The following is a 13,530-nucleotide window of genomic DNA, read 5'->3' as shown; positions in this document are numbered from 1 at the left end:
GATGTTTCATTTTTATGGTTGCCTACAACGTAAAAGCGTTTATGAAGTTGTGGCCTTTTAAAAAACATCAGTCTCAATTAACCACAGGGGCAAAATAGCGATTTCAAGTTCAATGCTTAATCTCCAGCCTCAATTTTATAAACACACTGTACATGCCGTTTTGTATTCGCAGAGCAAGAGAGATTAAAGATTAATTGCTTTCTTTTCTGAATTTTTTATAAGTGCTTCCATTAGAGTTTTTAGTCCATTTAGAGTTCCGTCAAAATATCTTCCTTGGCGGAAGGCGGGAATAAAAGCTTTATCAACAACTTCTTTAGTTTCTCCGTCTGTCAATACCTTTTCAATACCGTAGCCATTTTGAATTCTTATTTTTCTGTAGCCTCTACTGATGCCGATTAACACACCGTTATTTTTTTCTTTTTGTCCTACGCCCCAATATTTTGCAATTCTCAAAGTCAAAGCGTCTAAACTGTCTTTAGTCATCATTAATGTATCGAATGTTACAATAGCCATTTGCACGGTTGTCCTTTTCTCGAAGTCTAAAATCAAACTGTCTAAAATGTCCTCCTCATCGTCCGTATAAAGGTTTTCGTAGTCGTTAACATAACCAGATGGCTGCGGCAAACTGTCCCAAAATATTTGTCTGAATAAATTTATTCTTTTGGCGGTACTATCTAAATTCTCTGAAGATTGACAGAAGGAAATACTTGCAATTGCAAAAATAAAAAAGGTTAGAAAACCTGCTCGTTTGTTAAATTTCATAAAAGTGGCATATAACGTTCACGGCTTCATGCAGGTGCGGCATTCGCCCCACTTCCGCCGTGAGCCGGTGTTGATTTATTAATGAATATTCAATTTAACAGCTTTTGCTCAACAAATAACTTCCCGCCCGAACCGAAGATGAATAAAATATCACTGCCGATTGCTACCTCTTACGCCACGCTTGAATGAACCGATCGATGGCAGAAGTTAAGTTCTATGAGCAGCATAGCTTTTATGCAAGAACCATGTTATTTTTCGTCGTGTATAGTTTTAAAATATGATTCTATCTTTTTAAAATCTTCAATTGTCCATCCATTGATTGCTTCTTGACTGAAAATTATTTTTTTATCTTTTTCAAATATGAGACAGTCAACAGGGTACCTATATCTGTACCGTTTTCTCGTGTATATCTTTAAGTGATCCCTATTATCTATTTTAATAATCCTGACTTTGTCAAAATTTGTATAAGTTAATCGTAAGGAACTTGTAGTAGCATCATATTTAACACTTAGTAGAACATTATAAGCAAAATAGCAGCTAACGATAAATAATAAGAAAAGGACAAACATTAGTATAAACAATAAGTGCTGCATTCCATTAACAACAATATATAAAACGAGACTAATGAGTAGCCACCTGATGTATGCAGTAAATATCTTCAAGACCCTTCTCCAGTATGAACCGTAAAACGCATCTAAATTAAACGCGACATTTTCAACATCCATTTTAGCTCTTTCAAATGTTTTGGTATTGCCACTAATTCCCGCTAACGTCAAAGATGTTGTGAAGTGGCTATATTCCGTGTTCCAGCCGCTTCAATTACTTCTTACCGTCTGTTATTTTATAGTTGAAAGATAGTTATGAAGCAGCCATTTTTGAAACATATTGTTAAGTGCTGTTAATTAGAAGAATTAGCTTTCGTTAAAAAGGAGTAAACTGAATATCATATCCGTAAGGATTGTCTTCGGGCGGCTTCACTGGGTCTGTCTCGTAAACTTCTATATCATGCGTAACCCTATAGCCAATTTGCCCGCCAATGCTTTGGAAAACATCAGCGGCCTGATTTGCATCCAACGCCCAAATCTTCATTGCGATTATAGCAGTGCCAGGTCTGCACTCAAAGCCTTCAACCAACTCGCCCACCAGCCCTTGAGCTAATAACGTGTAATGCTTAAATGGTGTTGTTAATTTCCCGTACCGAAGATTGAGTTTCCAATCTTTCTCCACGTTGAAATTTGAGATTTTTTAATAGCGCCTAACGAAGCTAAACCTTACGCTTTAACAAACAATATGTTGATATAATAATTTTAGTATTAATATTAGCACAATCCATTCTTACCGCTTTTTTTGCACAAAAAAAAGCAGGAGCGCTAACTCCTGCTTTTTTGAAAGAATTTATTGCTGTACTAAAACAGCCCAAACAACTGCGCGTCTATTTTATTGATGATATCTCCCATATCTTCTGAGTTCTCGCCAAACTTGTTCTTATCTACATCTATAACCAGTAGTGGCCCCTCTTTGTAATTCTCGATCCACTTGTTGTAATATTCATTCAATTTCTTCAGGTAATCCAGCCTGATATTTTCTTCGTATTCCCTGCCGCGCTTTTGTATTTGACCTACCAGCGTAGGCACCGACGCCTGCAGGTAAATAAGCAGATCTGGTGGCTGCACCATGCTTTTCAGCGTTTGAAAGAACTGGTAATAGTTATCAAAATCGCGCTTGCTCATCAAACCCATGTCGTGGAGGTTGGGCGCAAATATGTTCGCATCCTCGTAGATCGTCCTGTCTTGTATAATTGTTTCTGTACCTCTTTGTATCTCCAGCAACTGGTTCAAACGGCTGTTCAAAAAGTAGATCTGCAGGTTGAAACTCCAGCGCGGCATATCCTCGTAAAAATCATTCAGGTACGGGTTATTAGCTACATCTTCAAACTGAGGTATCCAGCGGTAATGCTTGCTCAACGCTTCGGTAAGGGTGGTTTTGCCGGCACCTATATTCCCGGCTATGGCTATATGTTTTGGTTTTTTATTCTTTGGCATTTGCTGGAGTTACCTTTTTGTAAAGTGGGCGAAAATAGCAGGATTTTGTGTAGAAGAGGCTGTCTAAAAGTAATTTAATCCAATTGCCTCACGAACCAGTTTCATGGTTTCACTGGCACTTGCTCTTGCCTTTTCTGCACCCTTCTCCATCACCTGGCGCAGGTAAGCATCATCTGCTAAAATGCCATCTACCTTTTCACGAATAGGAGCTATAAAAGCCACCATATCTTCAGCCAGTTGCTTTTTCATGTCGCCATACCTGATGTTGCAGGTATTGAAGTCAGCTTCATATTTTTCAATAACCTCCTGGCTGCTCACCAGCTTCATCAGCAAAAACAAGTTGGAGATATATTCAGGTTTTTCTGAATTAGGTTCTGTAGGTCCCGCATCCGTTTTAGCCTTCATCACCTTCTTTCTTATCATTTCATCATCATCGGCCAGGTACAGCGTAGCCATTTGGTTTTCGCTCTTACTCATTTTGCCACTGCCATCCAGGCTCGGCACCTTTACCAGCTCCTGGCTATAGTTAAATGCCATTGGTTCCGGGAAAACGTCACCATACCTGTGGTTGAAACGCTTTACAAAATTGCGCGCCATTTCCAGGTGTTGCTCCTGGTCTTTACCTACCGGCACCAGCGACGCACGGTGAAGTATGATATCAGCTGTTTGAAGGACAGGATAAGTAAGCAAACCGGCATTTACATTATCCGGGCTTTGACGCACCTTGTCTTTAAAAGTTGTTGTCTTTTCCAGCTCGCCCTTATAAGCCAGCATGTTCAGGTACAGGTACAGCTCGCTGGTTTCGTATATATGACTTTGGCAATAAAAAGCAGCCTTATCCGGGTCAAGTCCGCAGGCGATGTTCTCCGCCAGCACGCGATGCACATTACCCTTCAGTTCTTTTGTATCAGGATGCGTGGTTAGCGAGTGAAGGTCTGCTACCATAAAATAGCACTCAAACTCCTCCTGCATTTTTACATAATTCCTGATGGCACCAAAGTAATTACCAAGGTGCAAAAATCCTGTGGGCCTGATCCCACTCATTACAATAGGCTTTGCTTCCATAAGGCGGCGAAGATAAAGTGAACTAAGAAACCTGCAGAGAGAAAATCAGCTGGCATTACTTAAAAATCATTACCCCTGCTACTACAGCACAACGACCAACCACAAGGCCTTAACCACTATTTTTGCTGCCAAACTTTTACTATCAATTCTGCGCCCTCCATATTAGACAGCCCTATAGAATACCTGAAAGGTGTGGGACCACTGAAGGCTGATATGCTGAAGAAGGAACTGAACATCTTCACCTTTGGCGACCTGCTGGAGCACTTTCCGCTGCGACACATTGACAAAACAGCCGTAAGTAAAATAGCCGCCATCAATTCATCTACCGAATTTGTGCAGGTTGTGGGCGTGCTGGACGAAATGGTGGCAATGGGAGAAAAAAGAAGTAAAAGATTGATCGCCCAGCTGCGCGACAATACGGGTGCAGTGGAATTGTGCTGGTTTCAATCAATTCACTTTGTGCAGAAGGCCCTTGTGCCGGGGCAGAAATACCTGGCTTTTGGAAAAGTGAGCTTTTTCAACGGCCGCCCGCAAATGACACACCCCGAGCTGGAGCCTTACAATCCCGCAGTGGCAGAAGGCAAAGGATTAGAACCTATTTATCCTACCACCGAAAAGCTAAAAGCAAAAGCGCTCAATGGCAAACAACTGGGAAAACTAACAGCGGCACTCCTCGCCATCATTTCTCCCAAAGACATCCCGGAGATGATCCCTGCTCCCATTGTATCCAGGCTGCAGATGGTGCCGCGTTACGACGCTTATGTAAATATTCATTATCCTAAGTCAGCAAGTATTTACCAGCAGGCGCTTTACCGCCTGAAGTTCCAGGAGTTTTTTATTGCGCAGGTAAGGCTGGGCATTACCCGGCTGCAGCGTCACCGGCACAGCCAGGGCGTGGTGTTCGAAAAGGTGGGTGAATACTTCAATACGTTTTACAACCAATACCTCCCCTTCCAGCTTACTGGCGCGCAAAAAAGGGTTTTGAAAGAAATACGTACCGATACCGGCCGCGGCAAACAAATGAACAGGCTGCTGCAGGGCGATGTAGGCAGCGGTAAGACCATTGTTGCGCTCTTAACCATGTTGCTGGCCGCCGACAACGGCTACCAAAGCTGCCTGATGGCACCCACCGAAATACTGGCTACGCAGCACTACAACGCGCTGAACGAACTGCTGCAAAACATGCCGGTAGAAATAGGCTTACTAACCGGCAGCACCAAAATTGCACAGCGCAGGCAATTGTTGCAGCAGCTGGCAGATGGCTCTTTGCATATGGTAGTAGGAACACACGCGCTTATAGAAGATCCCGTTGTTTTTCACAAGCTAGGTCTTTCCATTATAGATGAACAGCACAGGTTTGGCGTAGCGCAGCGGGCTAAACTGTGGGCTAAAGCAGCCATTCATCCACATGTGCTGGTAATGACGGCCACACCTATTCCGCGTACACTGGCTATGACCGCCTATGGCGACCTGGATTATTCCATTATGGATGAACTGCCGCCGGGTAGGCAACCGGTAACCACCGTTCATCGCAATGAGATGCACCGCGTAAAGGTGATGGATTTTATAAGGCACGAGATAGAGAAAGGTAGGCAGGCTTACATCATCTTTCCTTTGATAGAAGAAAGCGACAAGCTGGACTACGAGAACCTGATGGATGGATATGAACATGTGAAAGCATTTTTTCCTGAACCGAAGTACTGGATAAGCATGGTTCATGGCAGGCAAACACCTGAAGTGAAGGAAACCAACATGCAACGATTTGTAAAAGGCGACACTCAGATAATGGTAAGTACTACGGTAATAGAAGTTGGTGTCAATGTGCCAAATGCATCCATAATGGTCATTGAAAATGCAGAGAAATTCGGCCTGTCGCAGCTGCACCAGTTACGGGGCAGGGTAGGTCGTGGTAGCGAAAAAAGCTATTGCATCTTGCTTACCGGCAGCAAGCTGAGCAACGACGCAAGGGAAAGGATCAAGACCATGTGCGATACAAATGATGGTTTTAAAATAGCAGAAAAAGACCTGGAACTGCGCGGCCCCGGCGATATTGAAGGAACGCGGCAAAGCGGTGCACTCAATTTCAAGCTGGCAAGCCTGGTGAACGATAAACCCATTTTAGAACAGGCAAAGCAGGAAGCTGAACTGCTGCTGGAAAACGACGAGGATCTGGGAGCAATAGATAATGCTCCGTTAAAGAACTACCTGTCTTTGCAAAAAGGTAAGACAGCCTGGAGCAAGATCTCGTAAGTATTTACCAAGAAGTGGCAGCGTATTTCTTGTTGAAAGCGCAGCCGCTAAATGTTAAGAAATTGATTCAGGTAAGACTAAGTACTTTTATTTCAACCCTCTCCCGGTTTAATTGAACAAGAAGATTTAACAATACCTGCTACTGATCTGTAAGTAGCTTTATTCCATATATTAAAGTAACTTTTCAAAAAATAGACGACTTGAAACATCGAGTATCATTAGCCCTGGTCGTAGCCTTTATTTGTCTCCAATTTACCAGCTTAGCGCAATATGCAAACCTGGAATTTATAGAAAACAAAGGGCAGTGGGATTCTAAAGTAAAATTTAAAGGTTCAATAGCAAATGGCGGTTTCTTTTTAGAAGAAAATGGTTTTACCGTAGTAAAAGAAAACGATGAGGACATGGAACGTGTGGGTGAATATTTTCATGGCCACTCGCATGCTGCTGCAAGGAAAGCACCTCCTGCCACCTCTGAAAAAGAATTGAATGTAAGGGCACATGCTTACAAGGTGCAGTTTGTAAATGCAGGCAATCCTACCATTGTTCCCGACAAACCTCTCGATACCTACAACAACTATTTTATTGGAAGTGATGCTTCTAAATGGGCAACCAATTGCCGCATCTACCAGGGCATTACTTACCAGGAAATTTATCCCGGTGTAGATGTTCGCTATTACACTTCTGAAGGAAAATTAAAGTACGACATCATTGTAAAGAAGGGCGCTAATCTTGCCAGGATAGCCATGAAATACGATGGTGTGGATGGTCTTTCTGTAAAAAATGAAGAACTGATCATCAAAACTTCAGTAGGCGAAATGCGTGAACTAGCACCTTATGCGTTCCAGGTTATCAATGGTGTAAAACAAGAAGTAAAATGTCGTTTTAAAGTAGCAGGCAAGCAGGTTCAATTTGCAGTGGAAAACTACAACCGTAACGAACCACTCATCATCGACCCTGTATTGATCTTCTCCACCTTTTCAGGCAGTACCGCCGACAACTGGGGCTATACAGCTACCTATGGAAACGACGGAACTTTTTACGCCGGCGGTATTGTGTTCGGCTCTGGTTTTCCTACCAGCCCGGGCGCTTACCAGGTAAATTATGGCGGCGGAACTACCAGTAACTCACTTGCAGGTTTCGATATAGGTATCATGAAGTTTAGTGCTAATGGCACCCAAAGATTATATGGTACTTATTTAGGCGGAACTGGCAATGAGCAGCCAACCAGTTTAATAGTAGATGGGCAAGGCAACCTTGTCATTGGTGGAAATACAACTTCTGCGAATTATCCGACTACTGGCCCGGTGATAGGCCCAGGTGGCGATTGGGATATTTTCATAACCAAACTAAATGCTAGCGGCACCAACCTGGTAGGTAGCCGCAAAATAGGCGGTTCAGGAAGAGACGGTGTTAATATTCGTCCTAAGAGCGAACCTCCATTGGGTGCTGCTTCCATCCGCCGCAACTATGGCGACGACTCCAGGAGCGAGGTCATGTTGGATGGATCAAATAATATTATTCTTGTTTCAAATACTCAGTCAGGAAATTTCCCTGTTACGCCAGGCGTGTTCCAGTCAACTTTTGGAGGCGCGCAAGACGCGGTTGTCATCAAAATGACACCCAATGTTGACAATGTACTTTTCAGCAGCTTTTTAGGTGGCGCAGGCGATGATGCTGCTTTCGTAGTTGCTATCCATCCTATAAACGGCAACTTGTATGTTGGCGGCAACACCACGAGCATTTCCGACCTACCGGGTGATAAAACAGGTGTACTGTACCCGGGTTTCCAGGGTGGTGTTACGGATGGTTTTGTTTCAATTGTAAATCCTGCAGGTACTTCTCTTATTCGAACTACTTATATAGGCACTACCGGTAATGATATGTTGTATGGCATCCAGTTCGACAACAGGGGCTTCCCCTACATCATGGGTACCACCACCGGCACATGGCCAATATTGAATGCAGCTTTTAGCCAGGCAGGTGGTAAGCAGTTTATCTCCAAACTACAACCTGATCTTTCAGGATATGTATATTCTACAGTGTTTGGAACCAACTCACCTACTCCCAATCTTTCACCTACAGCAATGCTGGTAGATAGATGTGAGAACGTATACGTTTCAGGATGGGGAGGCAGCATTAACGATGCAGCAGGCACTTATCCTAACTCAGGTACAACAGGCCTTCAGACTACACAAGATGCTTTACCCTATCCACGCGCTGATAGGATTTCGGATGGTAGCGATTTCTATTTCTTTGTTTTAGAAAAGAATGCTACCCGCCAATTATATGGCAGCTTCTTTGGACAGTTTGGTGGTTCAGGCGAACACGTAGATGGAGGTACAAGCCGCTTCGACAGGCAAGGTATTATCTACCAATCGTTGTGCGCCAACTGTGGAAGAAATGCTAGTTTTCCTACTACACCCGGGGCATGGGCAGCAACCAATGGATCAAACAACTGTAACCTTGCTGCAGTAAAAATTGAATTCGACTTTGCCGGTATTGCCAATACAATTGAATCATCCATCAACGGTGTTCGTGGCGACAGTTCAGGCTGTGTTCCGTTGCGTGTCAGGTTTGAAGACTTGAATGCAGAAGGTCAATCGTACAGGTGGGACTTTGGCGACAATACGCCAGAAGTAACTACTACTGTTCCTAGCGTAGAGCACATCTATAATGCTGTAGGCGACTACAGGGTGCGGCTAATTTCAATCGACAGCAACTCCTGCAACATCTCTGATACATCGTACCAATGGATAAGGGTAAGAGAGGATATTGCTACACCTAATTTCAACTTTAGCAAAGTAGGTGGCTGTGCTTCTACTACTTACCAGTTCAACAATACATCTACATCTGCTACAGGCAGGCCATTTACCAATACATCATTCCAATGGTTCTTTGATGATGGCACACCGCCTGTAACCACGGGTACAGCATCTATCAATCACACCTTTGCCGGACCAGGAACATATAGGGTAAAATTGGTAGTGGTGGATACTGCTTTTTGTAACGCCCCGGATTCCATTATCCAAAATGTACGTATAGCAGCCAATGTAAGAGCCAGCGTAAGAAATGTTGACTCAAGCGCTTGTGCTCCACATACCATTACGTTTGACAACAACTCCCAGGGAGGTGAAAGCTTTGAGTGGGACTTTGGTGATGGCACTACATCTACTGAACAATCTCCTACTAAAACATATACTATTCCCGGAACGTACAACATCACTTTGGTGGCAACGGACAATAGTACGTGTAATGTAACGGACACGCTCAGGTTTAGGATCGTAATAAGTGGCAGCCCAACAGCGTCCTTTGTTTACACACCTGTACCACCAAGAGAGAACACTCCGGTAGAGTTCTTCAATAATTCAACTGGCGCCAGCAGTTATAGGTGGGAGTTTGGTGATGGAGAGGTATTGGAAACTACTTCCACCAATCCAATTTCACACATTTTCAATGAAACACGCACCTACCAGACTTGCCTGATCGCAATCAATCAATACGGTTGCCGCGACACAATATGCCAGCCTATACAGGCACGCGTTATCCCGCTATTGGATGTACCAAATGCATTTACACCAAATGGTGACGGTGTAAACGACAAAGTTTTTGTTCGCGGATTTGGTATAGCAAAAATGAACTGGAGGATCTACAACCGTTGGGGTACTGTTGTATTTCAAACCAACAACAGAACCGAAGGCTGGGATGGAACATACCGAGGCGCTAAGCAACCCAAAGAAGTTTATCACTACGTGCTCGATGTAGAATTCTCTGATGGAAAGAAATACCAGAAGAAGGGAGATATTACCCTATTATGATGAAAAGAAAAAAGACGATCATGCCTAACATTCTAAAATATAAATTGCTCGTGTGGATGCTGGCTTTAGGCACTATGGCTACTGCCCAGGATCTTCACTTCTCTCAATACTTTAATGCGCCTTTATTGGTAAATCCTGCCAATACTGGTTTCACTCCTGATGGAGATTACCGCTTTGGTATAAACTATCGTACACAATGGGCTGCTATAAGCAACCCCTATAAAACCTTTAGCGCATTTGGCGATGTTCAGTTATTTGGCGACAGGTTTGAAGATGGCTGGGTGGGCGTTGGCGGCGCTTTGATGCGCGATGTGGCAGGTAGCGGCAACCTTACCAGCACACGTGCATTCGGATCAGTTGCTTATCACCAGGCAGTGGGGCTAGGTAGCTTGTTCAGTGCTGGTTTCAACCTTGGCTATGTTAACAAGCGGGTGGACTTCACTAAACTTACATTTGATAACCAGTGGAACGGTAAGTTCTTTGATATTACAGTTCCTACAGGCGAAGGTTTCATAAACAACCAGGTGAATTACTTTACGCTGCAGGCGGGTTTGAACTATGCTTATTTCCCTACAGAAAATGCTTACTTCAATGTTGGCTTAAGTGCTTCTCATATCAATCGTCCCCGCGAAAGTTTTTTTGATGGATCTGTTGCAGATGAAAGGCTTTCACCAAGGTATACAGCTTTTATCAACGGTAGCTTCAGGGCAGGGGAACAGTGGATCGTAAATCCAAATGTTTATGTAAGTAAAATGGCTACAGCTTACGAAACAGTTGCTGGTGTAAATGCGCAAAGAGATCTTAGCGGCGATGGAAGCACGCAGTTGATCATGGGCGCCTACTACAGGTTGAATGATGCCATCATACCCATGGTTGGTTTCCAGGTAAATGGTTACAGGCTTACGTTCAACTATGATGCTACTGCTTCAGGCCTTAGCCCTTACAACGGAACACGTGGCGCCTACGAAATATCAATCATTAAGCAAGGGATGATCAATACCAATAGTGATCTGAAATGTCCTGCTGTAAGATTTTAAATACCAGGCTTTGTTTACAATAAAAGAGGTGGATCAATGATCCACCTCTTTTATTATAAACCCAAAACTTGGAAGGCTGGAAGGTTTGCAACAAGCCCCGCTTCCTTTATATAGAGTTGTTATATCCTCGCACTCCTGTCATTCACTATTTTGAAATTGCCCTTCTTGTAGTACTGCTTGTATTTATCAGAAGTGGCTGGTGACTGCTTGACGTCGTTTATAAAAAGTTCATTGTTCTTTACTTCTATGGTATAAGGTTTCCCTTTTTGCAGCAGCCCGTCCGCTTCCAGAGCACTTACAAAGTCTTTCACTCCTTGTGCTTCTTCACGTGCTTTTTCTATTTCTATTCTTGCACCTTGCATAGATCGCTCTACGTCGGCACGTATCTTTTCCCTGTCTATTTTTATGTGGTGCCTGCTCTTTTCAATATCCTGCTTCGCCTTTTGCAGGTCAGCTTTCATCTTTACCATGTCTACCTCTTTCAGTTGTGTCATGGCTGCTTTTATTTCTTGCTGCATATCCTCAAAATCAGCCTTACTCATATTTTTCCCTACTTCATGCTCTAGCTTATCAAAATCAATCTTCTTCAATGCTTCTTCTACACGCAACGCTATTTTATCTACATCTATATTTTTCAGTTGCTGATCCAACTCCTGGTTTATTTTTTCAAGCTCCTGCTTTTCCAGTTTAATATCCAGTTGTTTCATTTCTTCATTCAGCTTCCGCATTGCTTCGTCCAGCTTTTCTAGATCTTTAGTATCCATAACTCCACCAGCCCGGCGGCGTGATGAGGTATCTTGTTCTCCTGTTGAATACTCTTTTCGAAAGGAGTCTGATTTACTCCCACCCTTTTGACCAAAAGCTGAAATACCAATGATGGCTACAGTAACTACAAGGGCTACTACAAGTTTGGTGGCGTGTCTTTGAAGTTTCATATACAGTTGTTTGAGATTTTGATTACGAATTATTTCGTATCAAATGTACGATCTACTTCGTAGAATGTTACTCCCGCTAATGGTTGTTAGAAATATTTAACATTTAAAAGCTTTGCCCCCACTTTAGTATCTATTGGCATTTTTGTACAGGAGCAAGTTTTTAAGAACTGGCTATTTATTCCGAGTTTTGTTGCAAAGCACCATTAATGAACGCAGTTTCGGACGCAACCTTATCCCTTGAACATCTTTCACAGCTGAAGTCTATTGTAGGTGAACCATATGTATTGGCAGATGAAGAAAGCCTAGAAAACTATGGACACGACCAGACAGAACACCTGCTATATCTTCCTTCGGTAGTAGTAAAACCGCGTACACCAGAAGAAATAAGTGCCATTTTAAAAATGTGTAACGAGGATTATATACCGGTAACTCCCAGGGGTGCAGGCACAGGGCTAAGTGGTGGTGCATTGCCAAACAGGGGCGGTGTTTTAATATCAACTGAACGACTGAATTCCATTCTTCATATTGATGAACGTAACCTGCAGGTGACTGTAGAACCTGGCGTTATAACAGAAGTACTTCAGGATGCGGTAAAAGAAAAAGGATTGTTCTACCCGCCTGATCCAAGTAGCCGCGGCAGTTGTTTCATTGGTGGAAATATTTCTGCCAATAGCGGTGGTCCAAAAGCAGTGAAATATGGGGTGGTAAGAGATTATGTACTGAACCTGCAGGTGGTTTTACCAACCGGCGAGATCATATGGACCGGTGCTAATGTGCTGAAAAATTCAACCGGCTACAACCTTACCCAGCTAATTGTTGGTAGCGAAGGAACATTAGGCATTGTTACGAAGATTGTTTTGAAGCTTATTCCCCTGCCAAAGTACGACCTGTTGATGCTCGTTCCTTTTAAGTCGCTCGAGAAAGCCGGGGAAGCAGTGAGTGCCATCTTCAGAGCAGGTTATACACCTAGTGGGCTTGAGCTAGTAGAAGTAGAAGCGCTGAAGATTGTAAGTGATTTTATCAATAATACCACTGTACCTATTCCCGATGATATAGCTGCCCACCTGATAATAGAAGTGGATGGCAATAACATGGATGTGATGATGAGCGAGATGGAAGCCATCAGCGAGCTTATGTTGCAGTACGAAGCTGAAGATGTATTATTTGCCGACGATGCACAACAAAAGGCTGAGCTATGGAAAATGCGGAGGCGTGTAGCTGAAGCTGTAAAACTTGCTGGTTATACTATAGAAGAAGATACGGTGGTACCACGAGCAGAATTACCTGCGCTTATTCACGGGGTAAAAAAGCTGGGAAAAGAATACAACTTTCACGCTGTGTGCTACGGACATGCGGGCGATGGAAACCTTCACATCCGCATAAAAAAAGAAGGCACAGCCAATAGCCAGGACGACCTGGAAGTGATAGCCGGCATTCGCGCTTTGTTCAACCTGGTGTACAGCCTTGGCGGAACCATTAGCGGGGAACATGGGATTGGGCTGATTCAAAAAAGATATTTAGATATCGTGTTTACCGAAACGCACCTGAACCTGATGCGCCAGATTAAGAAGGCTTTTGATCCGAATAATATCCTGAACGCAGGTAAGATTTTTGATTAAAATGC

9 protein-coding genes are annotated in these 13,530 nt (G+C 43.3%); 4 read left to right on the top strand and 5 right to left on the bottom strand.

What is annotated here, in order from left to right:
• Nucleotides 1-183 precede the first annotated feature (183 nt).
• From J4N22_RS14310 to trpS, 4 genes are all read right to left on the bottom strand, one after another.
• Nucleotides 184-762 carry a TPM domain-containing protein gene (locus J4N22_RS14310; protein WP_207495659.1) on the bottom strand — a complete coding sequence of 193 codons (579 nt, stop codon included), beginning with the start codon at nucleotides 760-762 and terminating at the stop codon, nucleotides 184-186.
• 921 nt (nucleotides 763-1,683) lie between these two features.
• Nucleotides 1,684-1,989, bottom strand: coding sequence for a hypothetical protein (locus tag J4N22_RS14305; protein ID WP_207495657.1), 306 nt, complete (start codon nucleotides 1,987-1,989; stop codon nucleotides 1,684-1,686).
• A 179-nt stretch (nucleotides 1,990-2,168) separates the two neighbouring features.
• A complete protein-coding gene (locus tag J4N22_RS14300) occupies nucleotides 2,169-2,804 on the bottom strand; it encodes a deoxynucleoside kinase (RefSeq protein WP_207495655.1) in 636 nt (211 codons plus the stop codon).
• A 63-nt stretch (nucleotides 2,805-2,867) separates the two neighbouring features.
• A complete protein-coding gene (gene trpS / locus J4N22_RS14295; protein ID WP_207495653.1) occupies nucleotides 2,868-3,848 on the bottom strand; it encodes a tryptophan--tRNA ligase in 981 nt (326 codons plus the stop codon).
• A gap of 162 nt (nucleotides 3,849-4,010) precedes the next feature.
• Here trpS and recG point away from each other — a divergent pair, with 162 nt between their 5' ends.
• From recG to J4N22_RS14280, 3 genes are all read left to right on the top strand, one after another.
• Nucleotides 4,011-6,119, top strand: a complete 2,109-nt coding sequence (recG, locus tag J4N22_RS14290) for an ATP-dependent DNA helicase RecG (RefSeq protein ID WP_207497002.1) — start codon at nucleotides 4,011-4,013, stop codon at nucleotides 6,117-6,119.
• 200 nt (nucleotides 6,120-6,319) lie between these two features.
• A complete protein-coding gene (locus J4N22_RS14285; protein ID WP_207495651.1) occupies nucleotides 6,320-9,934 on the top strand; it encodes a DUF7948 domain-containing protein in 3,615 nt (1,204 codons plus the stop codon).
• Between the two features lie 20 nt (nucleotides 9,935-9,954).
• The gene (locus J4N22_RS14280; RefSeq protein ID WP_207495650.1) at nucleotides 9,955-10,971 is read left to right on the top strand and encodes a PorP/SprF family type IX secretion system membrane protein; all 1,017 of its coding nucleotides are present in this window, start codon (nucleotides 9,955-9,957) and stop codon (nucleotides 10,969-10,971) included.
• 119 nt (nucleotides 10,972-11,090) lie between these two features.
• On the opposite strand, the gene J4N22_RS14275 is transcribed toward J4N22_RS14280, so the two are convergent.
• Nucleotides 11,091-11,906, bottom strand: coding sequence for a hypothetical protein (locus J4N22_RS14275; RefSeq protein ID WP_207495648.1), 816 nt, complete (start codon nucleotides 11,904-11,906; stop codon nucleotides 11,091-11,093).
• Between the two features lie 206 nt (nucleotides 11,907-12,112).
• Here J4N22_RS14275 and J4N22_RS14270 point away from each other — a divergent pair, with 206 nt between their 5' ends.
• A complete protein-coding gene (locus tag J4N22_RS14270) occupies nucleotides 12,113-13,525 on the top strand; it encodes an FAD-binding oxidoreductase (RefSeq protein ID WP_207495646.1) in 1,413 nt (470 codons plus the stop codon).
• The last annotated feature ends 5 nt before the right edge of the window (nucleotides 13,526-13,530 follow it).

It is taken from the genome of Aridibaculum aurantiacum (genome assembly GCF_017355875.1).
Lineage (GTDB): Bacteria > Bacteroidota > Bacteroidia > Chitinophagales > Chitinophagaceae > Segetibacter > Segetibacter aurantiacus.
The sequence above is the reverse complement of the archived record's forward strand: the minus strand, read 5'-3'. Positions and strand labels throughout refer to the sequence as shown.